Source organism: Paracidovorax wautersii, from assembly GCF_900113035.1.
GTDB lineage: Bacteria > Pseudomonadota > Gammaproteobacteria > Burkholderiales > Burkholderiaceae_C > Paracidovorax > Paracidovorax wautersii.
This window is the reverse complement of record NZ_FONX01000010.1, coordinates 97,825-113,430: the sequence shown is the minus strand read 5'-3', so window position 1 is coordinate 113,430 and position 15,606 is coordinate 97,825. Positions and strand designations below refer to the sequence as shown.

The window sequence follows — 15,606 nt, the reverse complement described above, 5'->3', positions numbered from 1 at the left end:
GCGTAGTTTTGCTTATCGCCGCACCGGAAGCCGAATCACTTCAGCTGGGCCTTGAGCAGCTTGCCCAGTTCGGACGGGTTGCGCGTCACGACGAAGCCGCACTCTTCCATGATGGCGAGCTTGGCATCGGCCGTGTCGGCGCCGCCGGAGATCAGCGCGCCGGCGTGGCCCATGCGCTTGCCGGGAGGGGCGGTCACACCAGCGATGAAGCCGACGATCGGCTTCTTCATGTTGGCCTTGCACCATTGGGCGGCTTCGGCTTCGTCCGGGCCACCGATTTCACCGATCATGATGACGGCGTCGGTGTCGGGATCGTCGTTGAAGGCCTTCATGACGTCGATGTGCTTGAGGCCGTTGATGGGGTCGCCACCGATGCCCACGGCGCTCGACTGGCCCAGGCCGACTTCGGTCAGCATGGCCACGGCTTCATAGGTCAGCGTGCCGGAGCGCGAGACCACGCCGATGCGGCCCTTGCGGTGGATGTGGCCGGGCATGATGCCGATCTTGATCTCGTCGGGCGTGATCAGGCCGGGGCAGTTGGGGCCCAGCAGCAGCGTCTTCTTGCCGCCGGCGGCTTCCTTGGCCTTCATCTTGTTGCGCACTTCGAGCATGTCGCGGACTGGAATGCCTTCGGTGATGCAGATGGCCATGTCCAGGTCGGCTTCCACGGCTTCCCAGATGGCGGCAGCGGCGCCTGCGGGCGGCACGTAGATCACCGACACGGTGGCGCCGGTCTGCGATGCGGCTTCCTTGACGGAGGCGTAGATCGGGATGTTGAAGATCGACTCGCCGGCCTTCTTGGGGTTCACGCCCGCGACGAAGCAGTTCTTGCCGTTCGCGTATTCCTGGCACTTTTCGGTGTGGAACTGGCCCGTCTTGCCCGTGATGCCTTGGGTGATGACCTTGGTGTCTTTGTTGATGTAGATCGACATGAGTGTTCTCCGGGCTTACTTGACGGCAGCAACGATCTTCGTCGCAGCTTCGGCCATGGTGTCTGCAGCGATGATGGGCAGGCCGGATTCGGCCAGCATCTTCTTGCCCAGCTCTTCGTTCGTGCCCTTCATGCGCACGACCAGCGGCACGTTCAGGTTCACGGCCTTGCAGGCGGTGATAACGCCGGTGGCGATGGTGTCGCACTTCATGATGCCGCCGAAGATGTTGACCAGGATGCCCTCGACCTTGGGGTTCTTGAGCATGATCTTGAAGGCTTCGGTGACCTTCTCGGGGGTGGCGCCGCCGCCCACGTCCAGGAAGTTGGCCGGCTCGCCGCCGAACAGCTTGATGGTGTCCATGGTGGCCATGGCCAGGCCGGCACCGTTCACCAGGCAACCGATGTTGCCGTCCAGGCTGATGTAGGCCAGGTCGAACTTGGAGGCTTCCACTTCGGCCGGATCTTCTTCGTCCAGATCGCGGTAGGCCACGATCTCGGGATGGCGGAACAGGGCGTTGGCGTCGAAGTTGAACTTCGCGTCCAGGGCCATCAGGTCACCCTTGGAATCGCAGTTCAGCGGGTTGATTTCCACCAGCGACGCATCGGTTTCCATGTAGCACTTGTAGATCTTCGCGAAGATGTCCAGCGCCTGGTCCACGGACTTGCCGGTGAGGCCGATGGCTTCGGCGACCTTCTTGCCCTGCTCGGGCGTGATGCCGGTGAGCGGGTCGATCATCTCGGTGACGATCTTCTCGGGCGTGGAGTGGGCCACTTCCTCGATGTCCATGCCGCCTTCGCTCGAAGCGATCAGGGCGACCTTCTGCGTGGCGCGGTCGGTGACCAGCGAGACGTAGAGTTCGTTCTTGATGTCGGCGCCGTCTTCGATGTAGAGGCGGCGGACCTTCTGGCCTTCGGGGCCGGTCTGGTGGGTCTTGAGCTGCATGCCCAGGATCTCGCCAGCGAGCTTCTTGACGTCGTCAATGCTCTTGGCCACCTTCACGCCGCCGCCCTTGCCACGGCCACCGGCGTGGATCTGGGCCTTGACCACCCACACGGGGCCGCCGAGCTTCTGGGCGGCTTCCACGGCTTCCTGCACCGTGAAAGCAGGAATGCCGCGCGGAACGGGCACACCAAAATTGCGCAAGATTTCCTTGCCTTGGTATTCGTGAATCTTCATGAGGTCTCTCTCAGGAAAGGATGGTGTTTACCCGTTTGCCATGATGTTGGAATGTCTCTGGCCGCGGGCTTGGGACATGGCAACCGGCGACTGTATCATGCTGCGGCGCACCATCCATGTGGATACAACTTACGTCCCCACCGCGGCCCCCGCCGCACTTTTTCGCAGGAGCTCTCCCCCATGTCTAAAGTGTTCATCGACGGCGAAGCCGGCACCACCGGGCTGGAGATCCGCGAACGCCTGCAGGCCATGCCGCAGGTCGAGCTGGTCAGCATCGCGCCCGAGCTGCGCAAGGATGCCGCCGCCAAGCGCGCGCTGATCGCCGGCGTGGACCTGGTCGTGCTGTGCCTGCACGACGACGCCGCGCGCGAAACCGTCGCGCTGGTGGACGCCATCACCGCCGAAACCGGCCGCACCATCCGCATCATCGACGCCTCCACCGCGCACCGCACGGCGGACGGCTGGGTCTATGGCTTTCCCGAACTCTCGGCCGACCAGGCCCAGGCCGTGAAGAGCGCGCTGCGCGTGTCCAACCCCGGCTGCTACGCCACCGGCGCCATCGCGCTGCTGCGCCCGCTGGTCGATGCCGGCCTGCTGCCCGCCGACTACCCGGTGGCGCTGCCCTCGGTCAGCGGCTATTCGGGCGGCGGCCGCCCGATGATCGAGGCCTACGAAAAGGGCGAAGCCGCGCCCTTCGAGCTCTACGCCCTGGGCCTGTCGCACAAGCACCTGCCCGAGATCATGAAATACACCGGCCTCGCGCGCCGGCCGATCTTCACGCCCTCGGTGGGCAACTTCCGCCAGGGCATGCTGGTGCAGTTGCCGCTGCACCTGGACCTGCTGCCCGGCACGCCCAAGGTGGCCGACCTGCACGACGCGCTGGCCGCCCACTACGCGCGCAGCAACACGCCCGACCAGTGGGTGCGCGTGCTGCCCCGCACCGAAGACGGCAAGCTCGAACCCACCGCCGTCAACAACACCAACCAGCTGGAGCTGCGCGTGTTCGGCAACGACGATCACCGCCATGCCGTGGCCGTGGCACGCCTGGACAACCTGGGCAAGGGCGCCAGCGGCGCCGCGGTACAGAACCTGAAGCTGATGCTGGGCCTCTGACGGCCCATCGATGGCCGAGGCCTCAGCCCCGGCCCATGCGCTGGAACAGGCCGCCCGGCAACCGGGCGACCTGGCCGTCGAGCTCCAGTTCCAGCAGCGCGACCTGCAAGCCGGCCGTGTCGCGCCCCGTACGCGCCTGCAGCGCGTCGAAGCTCACCGGATCGAAGCCCAGGGCATCCAGCAGATCGGCGTAGGGGCCGTCGGCGGCCCGCTGGCCATCCTGCGATCCGGGTGCGGCCTCGTCTTCGTCCTCTTCTTCCGCCACCGGCTCCACGCCCGCCCCCGCGCGGCGGCGCGGCGCTTCGCCGGCGATGGGCGCACGCAACTCCTCCAGCACGTCCTGCGCCGACTCCACCAGCTTGGCGCCCTGGCGGATCAGCGCATGGCAGCCGCGCGACTGCGGTGCGTGGATGGAGCCCGGAATGGCGAACACCTCGCGCCCCTGCTCGGCCGCCAGGCGGGCCGTGATGAGCGAGCCCGAGGCCAGCGCCGCCTCGACCACCAGCGTGCCCTGCGACAGGCCCGAGATGATGCGGTTGCGCTTGGGGAAGTTGGGTGCCAGCGGCGGCGTGCCCAGCGGGTATTCGCTCACGATCAGCCCATGCTGGGCGATGCGGCGGGCCAGGTCCAGGTTGCGGCGCGGATAGACGCGGTCCAGCCCCGTGCCCACGATGGCGATGGTGGCCGGCACGGACGGATCGCCGGGGTCGTCCAGCGCGCCTTCGTGCGCGGCGGCATCCACGCCCAGCGCCAGCCCCGAGACGATGCCCAGCCCCGCGCCGCGCAGGGCGCGGGCGAACTGCCGGGCGTTGTCCGCCCCCTGGGCCGTGGGGTTGCGGCTGCCCACGATGGCCAGGCAGCGGGACGAGGGAAAGGGGTCGCACTCCCCGGTGACGAAGCGCGGGGCGCCCATCACGTAGAGCAGCAGGGGCGGGTCTTCGGTTTCCAGCAGGCTGCGCGGGTAGCGCGCATCGCCCAGGGTGACGAGGCCCCGGGCGGGGCCGCCGGCCTCGGCGCCGGGCAGGGCCAGCCACTGGTGCACGGCCTCGATCCGGGCGGCCAGCGCCTCGGGCGCGCTGCCGAGGGCGCGGGCCTGCGCGGCAGTGGCGCCGCAGGCCTGCAGCGCGGCCTCGGTCTGGCCGAAGATGGCCTGCGGCAGGCCGAAGGCGGCCAGCAGGCGGCGGGCGGTGGTGTTGCCCACGCCCTCGGTGAGCGTGAGCCGCAGCCAGGCGGTCAGTTCTTCGGAATCCATGGGCACGACGACGAAGGCCGCGACGGCGCCGGACGGGCCGCGCGAGCTGCGCTTACTGGGGGTTCACGAGGCGGTCGCCCACGCGCACGCCCTGCTGCACGCGCAGCAGCAGCGCGTAGGACACCCGGTCGAAGGTACGGAACACCATGGCGGTGCCGTTGGCCTCGCTGGGCAGCTGCAGGGAGATGCGCTCGCCGCCGGTCTTGTCGGTGATGCGGGCGCCCTGGGTGAGCACGGTGAGCACGTAGCCGGCCTCCATGCCGTCGCGCGTGCCCTTGTTGATCGCGATCACCTGGTTCTGCGCGGCGAAGGCGAGGGCGCTGCTGCCGTAGAGCGACACCACGCGGGCATCGACCGGCATCTGCGGCTCGCGCGGGGTGTAGCTGGTCAGCACGCGCTCGGGCGCGGGCAGCAGGCGGTCGCCCGCGCGGATCTCTTCCTTGGCCGAGCGCAGGTCCACCGTGGCGGGCACGATCTCTTCGGTGGTGCCGCCCTTGCCGTCGGGCGAGGATTCGACCGACTGGCTGCGCACCAGCTCGGCCAGGCCGACGTACTGCGCCTCGTAGCCCAGGATCTCGCCAGTGACCGGGTCCTTCATGGGCGTGGCGCTGCGGAACACGCGGTACTCGCGCGGCGACTGGGGCGTGATCGTGAGCGGACTGCCCTCCGGGCCCATGGCGTAGGCGCGGTCGCCGCTGGCCATGAGCACGCGCGCCTGGGTGGTGGCGACGATGCGCGGCGCCTGCGAGAAGGTGAGCTCATCGACCACCAGCGGCTCGACGAGGAAGGGCTCGATGAGGTGCGGGGGCAGCGTGGGCAGGGCGCTGGAGGCCAGGCTCTCGGAGCGGGTGCGCGGCGACAGGCGCACGGTGTCCGTCGGGTCGCCGGAGCGGCTGGTGCGCAGGCGGGCGTAGCCATCGACCTTCTCCAGGTAGAGGGTCTGGCCGGGGTAGATCAGGTGCGGATTGGGAATGGCCTGCAGGTTCATGCCCCAGAGCTCGGGCCAGCGCCAGGGGCGCAGCAGGTACATGCCCGAGATACCCCAGAGCGTGTCGCCGCGCTTGACCACGTAGGTGTCGGGCGCGGTGGGGGAGAGTTCGGAGAGGGGAATGCCCCGCGAGGCGACCTGCTGGGCCGTGGCGCGCTGCGCGCCGGTGACGGGATAGCGGCCGGCGGCGGTCTGCGCTGCGGCGGGAAGGACGGCCAGGCATCCGCTCAGGAAAGCCAGCGTGCCCAGCACGTTGCGGCGCGCGCGGATGGATGCCCTCATGTCGTTCCTTGTGTAATGCATTGGAAAGGGGAAGAACCGCAGGAAGCAATCGCCGTTGCAATCGCGGCCGCCAGGAAATCCCGGGCCCCTGCATTCTGCTTTTTGTAACGAATGACACAGCTGCCGAGACGTTCAAAACCGTTTGTGATTCTCTGCGCAAGCCCTTTCAGGGGCAATGATTATTGACAGCGCGCCCCGTGCACCCGGAGAAAGTGGCGAAAATAGCGACATATTTCCCCCGCGCCATGGCCATTCTTTCCATTCTCCGCTACCCCGATCCGCGCCTGCACAAGGTCGCCCAGCCCGTCCAGCAGGTGGACGACCGCGTGCGCGCCCTGCTGGACGACATGCTCGCCACCATGTACGACGCCCACGGCATCGGCCTGGCCGCCACGCAGGTGGATGTGCATGAGCGCATCGTCGTCATCGACGTCTCCGAAGAGCGCGACACGCCCCTGGTGCTGATCAACCCCGAGATCGTCTGGGCCAGCGCCGAGCGCGTGACGGGCGAAGAAGGCTGCCTCTCGGTGCCCGGCATCTACGACGGCGTCGAGCGCGCCGCCGCCGTGCACGTGCGTGCGCTGGACCGCGACGGCCAGGCCCGCACGATCGAGGCCGAAGGCATGCTGGCCGTGTGCATCCAGCACGAAATGGATCACCTGCTGGGCAAGGTGTTCGTCGAATACCTCTCGCCGCTCAAGCGCAACCGCATCAAGACCAAGCTGGTCAAGCAGCAGCGCGAGGAACGCGCATGACCCAGCGCGGCGGCAGCTGCGAGAGCCGCACGGCCGCCGGCCTGCCGGTGTTCGCCCTGCTCCGCGCCTGGCCCTTCGCCCGGTGGCTGCCCCTGGCGGCCGCGCTGCTGCTGGCCGCCTGCGCCGCAGCGCCCACGCAGATCGCGCCCGGCACGCCGCGCGCCGCCGTGGCCGCCCAGCTGGGCACGCCCTATTCCGTCTCCCCCCTGCCCGGCGGCGGCGAGAGCTGGCTCTACACCACCTACCCGATGGGCTTCTATGCCTATCACGTCGATCTGGACGCGGCCGGGCACGTGGCCCGCACCGAGCAGGTACTGACCTTCGAGCGCTTCGCCGCCATTCCCGTCGGCCGCTTTACCGCCGCCGACGTGCGCGCCACCTTCGGCCCGCCCTTCGTGATCGAACGCGTGTCCAGCTTCAACGGCGACGTGTGGACCTACCGCTTCATCGCCGACATCAATCTGCGCCGGCTGGCCCATGTGCATATCGACCCGGCCGGCGTGGTGCGCCGCGTGATGTTCACCGACGAGCCGATGTCCGACGACCGCCGCGCGTTCTGACTCCCCGGGCCGGGGCCATCCCCCCGGCCACTCCTGGCGCCCTGGGGCGCATTGCAGAATCTCCACCATGAAGATCGTTTTCGCCGGCACGCCGGATTTCGCCCGTGTGGCCCTCGAACGCCTGCTCGCCGCCGGCTTCACCGTACCGCTGGTGCTGACCCAGCCCGACCGCCCCGCCGGCCGCGGCATGAAGCTGCAGGCCTCGCCCGTCAAGCAATGCGCGCTGGAACACGGCATCGCCGTCGCCCAGCCGCGCAGCCTGCGCCTGGACGGCAAGTACCCCGATGAGGCCGCCGCCGCGCGCGAGGCGCTGCTGGCCGCGGGCGCCGATGCGATGGTGGTGGCCGCCTACGGGCTGATCCTGCCGCAGTGGGTGCTGGACCTGATGAGCGCCGCACGGCCGCCCGAAGGCGCGAAGGCCCCCCAGGGGGGCAGCGAACCACGCACCGCGGGGAGCGTGGGGGCCCACGGCCTGGGCTGCCTCAACATCCACGCCAGCCTGCTGCCGCGCTGGCGCGGCGCCGCGCCCATCCACCGCGCCATCGAGGCGGGCGACGCCGAGACCGGCGTGACCATCATGCAGATGGACGCCGGCCTGGACACGGGCGACATGCTGCTGATGGAGCGCCTGCCCATCGCCGCGCACGACACCACCGCCTCCCTGCACGACCGGCTGGCCGCGCTGGGCGGGCGCATGATCGTCGAGGCGCTGGAGCTGGCGGCCTGCGGCGGCCTGCGCCCCGAGCCGCAGCCGGCCGAGGGCGTGACCTACGCGCACAAGATCGAGAAGGCCGAGAGCGCCATCGACTGGACGCTGCCGGCCGAGGCCATCGGCCGCCGCATCCGCGCCTTCGACCCCTTCCCCGGCGCCAGCACCACGGCCCAGGGCGAGATGGTCAAGCTGTGGAGCTACGAAATCGATAGCACGCAGCCCGCACCGGATGCGCGCCCGGGGCAGATTCTTGCCATAGAACCGGCCGGCATCGCCGTGGCCTGCGGCCAGGGCGCGCTGCGCCTGACGGTGCTGCAGCGCGCGGGCGGCAAGCGCCTGCCGGCGGCCGACTTCCTGCGCGGCTTCCCGCTCGCGCCGGGCCAGCTGCTGGGCGCCGCGGCAGAAACGGCCGCCGCTTCGCCGGAGCGCGCATGAGCCGCCTGCAGGCGCTGCGTGCCACCGTGCGCGACCCGGCTTTCCGCACGGGCGTGACGGACATGATGGCGACCTGCGTGGGCATCGCCGCCTGGGGCCTGGTGACCGGGGTGGCCATGGTCAAGACGGGCATGTCCGCACCCATGGCCATCTTCATGTCGCTGGTCGTCTATGCCGGCAGCGCCCAGCTGGCCGTGCTGCCGCTGATGGCGGTGGGCGCGCCGCTCTGGGTGGTGTGGCTCACTGCCATGTGCGTGAACCTGCGCTTCGTCATCTTCAGCAGCATGTGGCGCAGCTACTTCCAGCCGTTGCCGCGCCGCCACCGGCTGGCGCTGGGCTATTTCAGCGGCGACGTGATCTTCGTGGCCTTCATGAAGCGCTTTCCCCGGCCCGAGCCGCAGCCGGAGCAGGTGCCCTACTTCTGGGGCGCGGCGACGATCAACTGGTTCTCGTGGCAGGTGCCGGCCATCGCGGGCATCCTGCTGGCCAACGCGGTGCCGCTGTCCTGGGGCCTGGGCTTCGCGGGCGTGCTGGCGCTGATGGGCGTGCTCTTGTCCATGCTGTTCGACCGCGCCACCTGGCTGGCCACGCTGGTCGCCGCCACGGCGGCCGTCGCCGCGTTCGCGCTGCCGCTGAAACTCAACATCCTGGTGGCGATCGCCGCCGCCGTCACGGCCGGCCTGCTGATCGAGGCGGCCGACCACCACCTGCGCCGCAAGCCCAAGGTGTTGCTGGTGCCGGCGGACGAGCCCCTGCCGCCCGCCGATCGCCGGCAGGTGCAGGACGGCGACGTGCCGCTGCGCGAGGAGCGCCACCCATGAGCGCGATCGGCCAATGGTTCGCGGGCTGGAACTGGTCCTGGGTGGAGCCGACCATCGCCATCCTGGGCCTGGCGGCGATCACCGTGGTGTCGCGCGCCTTCTTCATGATCCCCGAGCGCGAGCTGCCGCTGCCCGACTGGCTCAAGCGCGGCCTGAAATACGCGCCGCTGGCCGCCCTCACCGCCGTGATCGCGCCCGAGCTGCTGATGACGCAGGGCGAGCTGATCCACACCCTGTGCGATGCGCGCCTGCCGGCCGTGCTGTGCGCGGCGGGCTACTACTTCTGGCGGCGCGGCATCCTGGGCACCATCGTGGCGGGCATGCTGGTCTATCTGCCGCTGCACATCGGCTGGGGCTGGTAGGCGCCGGCCGGGGCCGGCTGCGCCCATCGGTTACCAAGCGGTTACCAAAGCGCTGCCGGGGCCGCGCACGGCCCTAAAATGCGGCGCAACCTCAACCCAGCCGACTCCATGCACATCCTTCGCTTCTCCGATCTCTGCGCCCAGGGCAAGGCCCGCGGCCAACGCGTTTTCATCCGTGCCGACCTGAACGTGCCGCAGGACGACGACGGCCGCATCACCGAAGACACGCGCATCCGCGCCTCGGTGCCCTGCATCCAGATGGCGCTGGACGCCGGCGCCGCCGTGATGGTCACCAGCCACCTGGGCCGCCCCACCGAAGGCACGCTGACGCCGGCCGATTCGCTGGCGCCCGTCGCCCGGCGCCTGGGCGAGCTGCTGGGCCGCGACGTCCCCCTGGTGGCCGACTGGGTGGACGGCGTGCAGGTGCAGCCCGGCCAGGTCGTGATGCTGGAGAACTGCCGCGTGAACCCTGGCGAGAAGAAGAACAAGCCCGAGCTGGCGCAGAAGCTGGCCCAGCTGTGCGACATCTACGTCAACGACGCCTTCGGCACCGCGCACCGCGCCGAGGGCACGACCTACGGCATCGCCGAATACGCCAAGGTGGCGTGCGCCGGCCCGCTGCTGTCGGCCGAGATCGACGCCATCACCCAGGCCCTGGCAGCGCCCAAGCGCCCGCTGGTCGCCATCGTGGCGGGCAGCAAGGTGAGCACCAAGCTGACCATCCTGCAAAGCCTGGCCAGGAACGTCGATGGCCTGATCGTGGGCGGCGGCATCGCCAACACCTTCATGCTGGCCGCGGGCCTTTCGATCGGCAAGAGCCTGGCCGAGCCCGACCTGGTGGGCGAAGCCACCGCCGTGATCGAAGCCATGAAGGCGCGCGGCGCCGAGGTGCCGATCCCCACCGACGTGGTGGTCGCCAAGACCTTCTCCGCCGATGCGCCGGCCACCGTCAAGGCCGCCACCGACGTGGCCGATGACGACCTGATCCTGGACATCGGCCCCGAGACCGCGAAGAAGCTCGCCGCACAGCTCAAGGCCGCCGGCACCATCGTCTGGAACGGCCCGGTGGGCGTGTTCGAGTTCGCCGCGTTCGAGAACGGCACCAAGGCCATCGCCCAGGCGATCGCCGAATCGCCGGCCTTCAGCATCGCCGGCGGCGGCGACACGCTGGCCGCCATCGCCAAGTACGGTATTGAGAAGGACGTGGGCTACATCTCCACGGGCGGCGGCGCCTTCCTGGAAGTGCTGGAAGGCAAGACCCTGCCGGCCTTCGAGATCCTGCAAAAGCGCGCCAACGGCTGATCCGCAGGGTTCGAAGCCTGTTGGGCCCCCAGCGCTTGCCCCGCAAGCGCTGGCAGCTATCAAAAGATGAGCCCGCTGGCACCCTGCCAGCGGGCTTTTTCTTTCACATCGGCGCGACCGGCCGTGCGGCCCGCGCCTGCGCGCTCACGCCAGGGCGACGGCCGGGTTGAGCGTGTACAGGCCCGTCAGCCGGGCCTGGGCCAGCACGGGCGCTTTTTCCAGCGCGGCGCGCACGTTGGCGCCGGTGAGCGGCCCCTCGACCTGCAGCGTGGGCGTGCCCAGCGCATACACCGTGAAGACGTAGTGGTGGACGATGGAATCGTTCCAGGGCGGGCAGGGGCCGTCGTAGCCGTAGTAGTCGCCGCGCATGTCCGCATCGCCGGCGAACCAGCCGGTGTAGTCGTTGATGCCGTGGCGCAGGCCCTCGGGCGCGGCGGGTCCGGGTTTGCCGCGCGGCGTGACGGCGCTGGAATGGGCGCCTGCGGCGATCTCGGTGCGGCCGGCGGGAATGTCGAGCAGCAGCCAGTGGAAGAAGTCCACGCGCGACAGGCTGGCCGGCACGGTGCGGCCCTCCTGGTTCACGTCGTCGCCCCGGCTGGGCACGTCCGGGTCGTGGCAGACGATGGCGAACGACTGCGTGCCGGCGGGCGCGCCGCTCCAGGCCAGGTGCGGATTGCGGTTGGCGGACAGCGCGACGTGCGCGGCCGCATCCGGCACGGCGAAGGCGAATTCGCCGGGAATGGCCTGGCCGTCCTGGAAGCTGTGGCTGGTGAGTTGCATGCGGGAAAGCTCCTGTGCGGTGGGTGAACGAAACGGCAGCCCCGGCAGAGCCGGGCAGCTTCGGCATTCTAGGAATGCCCCCTCCGGGCCGACGCCCCCGCCCCGATCGACCCCTGACTGAATCCCGTCAATGCGGCAGGCTGCGCCGCAGAGCAGCAGGGCCTGGCTGGAGCCAGTGCCACGCAGCGGCGCCGCCACCGGGGCGCCTTCTACAATCCCGGCCATGACTTTCACCGACATGCTGCGCGGCGCGACCGCGCAGAACGACTCCCTGCTGTGCGTGGGTCTGGACCCCGAACCCCAGCGCTTTCCCGAGCACCTGCGGGGCGACGCCGGCAAGATCTACGACTTCTGCGCCGCCATCGTCGATGCCACGGCCGGCCTGGTCAACGCCTTCAAGCCGCAGATCGCGTACTTCGCCGCGCACGGCGCCGAGGCGCAGCTCGAACGCCTGATCCGCCACATCCGCGCCACCGCGCCGCAAGTACCCGTCATCCTCGACGCCAAGCGCGGCGACATCGGCTCCACCGCCGAGCAGTACGCCAAGGAAGCCTTCGAGCGCTACGGCGCCGACGCGGTCACGCTCTCGCCCTTCATGGGCTTCGACTCGCTCGCGCCCTACCTGGCCTACCACGGCAAGGGCGCGATCCTGCTGTGCCGCACCTCCAACCCCGGCGGCGACGACCTGCAGGCCCAGCGCCTGGCGAGCGTGGAAGGCCAGCCCCTGCTGTACGAACACATCGCCCGGCAGGCGCAGGGCCCCTGGAACACCAACGGCCAGGTCGGCCTGGTGGTGGGTGCCACCTACCCGGCGGAGATCGAACGCGTGCGCGCCCTGGCGCCCACCGTGCCGCTCCTGATCCCCGGCGTGGGCGCCCAGGGCGGCGACGCTGCCGCCACGGTGCGCGCCGGGCTGCGCGCCAACGGGCCGATCATCGTCAGCTCCTCGCGCGCCGTGCTCTATGCATCGGCCGGCGCCGACTTCGCCACCGCCGCGCACCAGGCGGCCGAGGCCACCCGCACCGCGCTGAACGCCGCCCGGCAGTGATCGCCGGGCTGCCCGCCGTGCAGCTCAAGTGGCTGGAAGACTTCCTCCTGCTCGCGCAGGAGCGCAGCTTCACGCGGGCGGCGGAGCTGCGCCACGTCACGCACCCGGCCTTCGGAAGGCGCATCCGCGCGCTCGAGGCCTGGGCCGGCACGCCGCTGGTCGAGCGCGGCGGCGGGCCGGTGCGCCTCACGCCCGCCGGGCAGGTGCTGCTCGACGGCGCCGAGCAGATGACGCGCAACCTCGCGCAGTCGCACGAGGAGATGCAGGCCGTCGCCGGCCGGCAGGCGCGCACCGTCACGCTGGCCACGGGCCGCACGCTGGCGCGCACCCTGGTGGCCGACCTGCTGGTGCGCCTGCGCCCCGTATTGGCCGATGGGGAACTGCGCATCGTCACGCGCACCCTGGCCGAGGCGGTGGGGGAGATGCAGCGCGGCGAGGCCGACTTCTCCCTCACCTACCATCACCCTTCGCTGGTCGTGCCGCTGGATGCGCGCCAGTTCTCGCACCTCACGCTGGCCTCCGACCGGCTGGTGCCCATGTCGCGTGCGGACGCGAGCGGCGCGCCCCTGTTCCACTTCGCATCGCAGGGCGACCCCGTGCCCTACGTGGCCTATGCCCGCACCCTGGCGCTGGGGCGGCTGGTGGAAGACCACCTGGCCAACCACCGCGCGGCGCCGCGCCTGCAGCGCCTGATCGAATGCGATTCGCCGGACGCGCACTACGAATACGTGCTCAAGGGCCTGGGCGTGTCGTGGCTGCCGTGGTCGCTGGTGCATGCCGACGTGAAGGCCGGCCGCCTGGCCGCTGCGGGCGACAAGCGCATGGAGATCCGCTTCGACGTGCGCCTCTACCGCCCCAAGCGCCGCCTGGGCGCGATGGCGGAAACGCTGTGGATGCTGATGAGCCGGCGCTGAAGCGCTCCGCCCCGGCTCGCGCGCTACGGGTTTCCCCTCCACCCTCGCCGAAACAGCACCGGCCCGTGCCGTTTCGGCACCATGCTGCAGCCCACGGCTTCCACAATCGGCTCCATTCCCTCACGGAGCCCTGCATGAACACCACCTCTTCCCTGCCACGCCGCGGCGCGCTGGCCGCCGCGCTCGCGGCTGCCGCCCTGCTCGCGGGCGCGCCCGCCGCCTTCGCCCAGGCCTACCCGGCCAAGCCCATCACCATCGTCGTCGGCTACCCGGCCGGCGGCAGCACCGACCTGGTGGGCCGCATGGTGGGCACCGAGCTGGCCAGCCGCCTCGGCCAACCCGTGGTGATCGAGAACCTGGGCGGTGCCGGCGGCGCCATCGGCGCGCAGAAGGTGGCCAATGCCCCGCCCGACGGCTACACGCTGCTGGTGGGCGCGAGCAACGAGCTGGCCATCACCAAGCTGGTCAACAGGAAGATCAAGTACGACGTGAAGGACTTCACGGCCATCGGCCTGGTGGCCTCGCAGCCCCTGGTGCTGGTGGCCTCCGCCGGCGCGGGCGTGAAGAACGCCAACGAGTTCACGCAGCTCGTCACCAAGAACCCCGGCAAGTTCAGCTACGGCAGCTCCGGCGTGGGCACCGCGCTGCACCTGGCCGGCGAGATGATCAAGGAACAGGGCAAGCTGTTCATGACGCACATCCCCTACCGCGGCGTGGCGCCGCTGACCAGCGACCTGATGGGCAACAACCTGGAGTTCGGCGTGTTCGTGCTCTCCAGCGGCCTGCCGCACATCAGGAGCGGCAAGGTCGTGGCGCTGGGCACCACCGAGGCCAGGCGCTCGGCCATCACGCCCGACATTCCGGCGCTGGCCGAATACCCGCAGTTCAAGAACGTGGACATCGGCATCTGGTTCGCGCTGATGGGCCCGGCCAACCTGCCCAAGCCGGTGTTCGACAAGCTCAAGAAGGCGCTCGACGACACGCTGCAGTCGCCCGAGTTCCGCAAGAAGATGGAAGCCACCGGCTCCGTCGTGGCCTCGCCCACGGTGGACCTGAACAAGTACTGGGCCAGCGAAGTCGCCAAGTACCAGAAGATCGTGCAGTTCGCCAGGATCGAGGAATGATGAGCACGGAAATGAGCGCAGACGCCCCTTCCACCCCCGCCCCCCTCGCGTTCACCCTGCCCGCGCCGGACATCGCCGCCTGGCGCGCCGGCAACACCGGCACCGAAGGCGTGTGGCGCTTCGATAGCGGCAAGCCGGGCCGCCACGTGATGATCAGCGCGCTGGTGCACGGCAACGAGCTGTGCGGCGCCTGGGCCCTCCAGGGCCTGCTGGAAGCCGGCGTGCGCCCGCAGCGCGGCTCGCTCACGCTGGCGTTCTGCAACCTGGAGGCCTTCGACCGCTTCGACCCGCAGCACCACGACGCCTCGCGCTTCATCGACCAGGACATGAACCGCCAGTGGATCGACGAACGCCTGCAGGCGGCCGACAGCCGCGAGCGCCGCCGCGCCGCCGCCCTGCGCCCCTTCGTCGCCCAGGCGGACTGGCTGCTGGACCTGCACTCCATGCACGAGCGCGCCGCGCCGCTGCTGCTCACCGGCGTGCAGCCGCGCAACCTGCAGCTGGCCCAGGCCATGGGAGCGCCCGAGCACATCGTGGTCGATGCCGGCCACCAGGACGGCGTGCGCATGCGCGACTACGGCCGCTTCGGCCTGCCCGACGCCGAAGCCGGCCCGGTGCAGGACACCCGCTCGCTGCTCATCGAATGCGGCTTCCACGGCGATGCGAGCAGCCGCGACGTGGCCCGCGACCAGTGCGTGCGCTTCCTCGAAGCCGCCGGCACGCTGGACGCCGACGAGATCGCCCGCCGGCTGCCCGGCTGGCGCCAGGCGGACGCCCCACGCCAGTGGGCGCTGGAGGTCACTGGCCCGGTCGTCGCAAAGAGCGAGCGCTTCCGCTTCACGCAGCCCTTCACGGGCCTGGAGGTGATCGAAAAAGCCGGCACGGTGATCGGCGACAACGACGGCGAACCCGTCACCACGCCGTACGACGACTGCGTGCTGGTCATGCCCTCCACCCGCCAGGCCCGCGCCGGCGTGACGGTGGTCCGCTACGCGCGGCGGCGGCGGCTGGGGTGAAACGCGGCCCCCGCGCCCGCCGCTCTGCGCACGG

16 protein-coding genes are annotated in these 15,606 nt (G+C 70.2%); 11 read left to right on the top strand and 5 right to left on the bottom strand.

Translation table 11 applies throughout. From position 1 onward, the window contains the following. Positions 1 to 35: 35 nt before the first annotated feature. Together sucD and sucC are read right to left on the bottom strand one after the other, a co-directional pair. Positions 36 to 932, bottom strand: a complete 897-nt coding sequence (sucD, locus tag BM070_RS15225) for a succinate--CoA ligase subunit alpha (RefSeq protein WP_092940266.1) — start codon at positions 930 to 932, stop codon at positions 36 to 38. 15 nt (positions 933 to 947) lie between these two features. Beyond that, a complete protein-coding gene (sucC, locus tag BM070_RS15220; protein ID WP_092940265.1) occupies positions 948 to 2,108 on the bottom strand; it encodes an ADP-forming succinate--CoA ligase subunit beta in 1,161 nt (386 codons plus the stop codon). A gap of 180 nt (positions 2,109 to 2,288) precedes the next feature. Here sucC and argC point away from each other — a divergent pair, with 180 nt between their 5' ends. After that, positions 2,289 to 3,221: an N-acetyl-gamma-glutamyl-phosphate reductase gene (argC, locus tag BM070_RS15215; RefSeq protein ID WP_092940264.1), complete on the top strand. Its 933-nt coding sequence runs from the start codon at positions 2,289 to 2,291 to the stop codon at positions 3,219 to 3,221. Positions 3,222 to 3,243: 22 nt separating this feature from the next. Here the strand turns inward: argC and dprA are convergent, their stop codons facing one another. Then, the gene (gene dprA / locus BM070_RS15210) at positions 3,244 to 4,473 is read right to left on the bottom strand and encodes a DNA-processing protein DprA (RefSeq protein WP_092940263.1); all 1,230 of its coding nucleotides are present in this window, start codon (positions 4,471 to 4,473) and stop codon (positions 3,244 to 3,246) included. 52 nt (positions 4,474 to 4,525) lie between these two features. Further along, on the bottom strand, positions 4,526 to 5,743 hold the full coding sequence (locus BM070_RS15205) for a LysM peptidoglycan-binding domain-containing protein (protein WP_245785245.1): 1,218 nt from the start codon (positions 5,741 to 5,743) through the stop codon (positions 4,526 to 4,528). Between the two features lie 245 nt (positions 5,744 to 5,988). Here BM070_RS15205 and def point away from each other — a divergent pair, with 245 nt between their 5' ends. The 6 genes from def (at position 5,989) to BM070_RS15175 (ending at position 10,690) form a co-directional block, all read left to right on the top strand. Continuing rightward, a complete protein-coding gene (def, locus tag BM070_RS15200; RefSeq protein WP_092940261.1) occupies positions 5,989 to 6,498 on the top strand; it encodes a peptide deformylase in 510 nt (169 codons plus the stop codon). Further along, a complete protein-coding gene (locus BM070_RS15195) occupies positions 6,495 to 7,058 on the top strand; it encodes a hypothetical protein (RefSeq protein WP_245785244.1) in 564 nt (187 codons plus the stop codon). Before def ends, BM070_RS15195 begins: the two co-directional genes overlap by 4 nt. Before the next feature lie 67 nt (positions 7,059 to 7,125). Then, on the top strand, positions 7,126 to 8,205 hold the full coding sequence (fmt, locus tag BM070_RS15190) for a methionyl-tRNA formyltransferase (protein ID WP_092940260.1): 1,080 nt from the start codon (positions 7,126 to 7,128) through the stop codon (positions 8,203 to 8,205). After that, entirely contained in the window at positions 8,202 to 9,026 is an 825-nt protein-coding gene (locus BM070_RS15185) for an AzlC family ABC transporter permease (RefSeq protein ID WP_092940259.1), read from the top strand. Before fmt ends, BM070_RS15185 begins: the two co-directional genes overlap by 4 nt. After that, entirely contained in the window at positions 9,023 to 9,388 is a 366-nt protein-coding gene (locus BM070_RS15180) for an AzlD domain-containing protein (RefSeq protein WP_092940258.1), read from the top strand. Before BM070_RS15185 ends, BM070_RS15180 begins: the two co-directional genes overlap by 4 nt. Positions 9,389 to 9,496: 108 nt before the next feature. Next, positions 9,497 to 10,690, top strand: a complete 1,194-nt coding sequence (locus BM070_RS15175; RefSeq protein WP_092940329.1) for a phosphoglycerate kinase — start codon at positions 9,497 to 9,499, stop codon at positions 10,688 to 10,690. A 144-nt stretch (positions 10,691 to 10,834) separates the two neighbouring features. Here BM070_RS15175 and BM070_RS15170 read toward each other — a convergent pair whose 3' ends face one another. Continuing rightward, positions 10,835 to 11,470, bottom strand: coding sequence for a YbhB/YbcL family Raf kinase inhibitor-like protein (locus tag BM070_RS15170; RefSeq protein ID WP_092940257.1), 636 nt, complete (start codon positions 11,468 to 11,470; stop codon positions 10,835 to 10,837). 223 nt (positions 11,471 to 11,693) lie between these two features. On the opposite strand from BM070_RS15170, the gene pyrF reads away from it, so the two are divergent. The 4 genes from pyrF to BM070_RS15150 all read left to right on the top strand — a co-directional run bounded on the left by pyrF (position 11,694) and on the right by BM070_RS15150 (position 15,572). Continuing rightward, on the top strand, positions 11,694 to 12,518 hold the full coding sequence (gene pyrF, locus BM070_RS15165; protein WP_092940256.1) for an orotidine-5'-phosphate decarboxylase: 825 nt from the start codon (positions 11,694 to 11,696) through the stop codon (positions 12,516 to 12,518). Positions 12,519 to 12,535: 17 nt separating this feature from the next. After that, positions 12,536 to 13,432 (top strand): LysR family transcriptional regulator, encoded by an 897-nt coding sequence (locus tag BM070_RS15160; protein ID WP_092940328.1) that lies wholly within the window; start codon positions 12,536 to 12,538, stop codon positions 13,430 to 13,432. A 134-nt stretch (positions 13,433 to 13,566) separates the two neighbouring features. Beyond that, positions 13,567 to 14,556, top strand: coding sequence for a Bug family tripartite tricarboxylate transporter substrate binding protein (locus tag BM070_RS15155; RefSeq protein ID WP_092940255.1), 990 nt, complete (start codon positions 13,567 to 13,569; stop codon positions 14,554 to 14,556). 11 nt (positions 14,557 to 14,567) lie between these two features. Then, positions 14,568 to 15,572, top strand: a complete 1,005-nt coding sequence (locus BM070_RS15150) for a M14 family metallopeptidase (protein ID WP_092940327.1) — start codon at positions 14,568 to 14,570, stop codon at positions 15,570 to 15,572. The last annotated feature ends 34 nt before the right edge of the window (positions 15,573 to 15,606 follow it).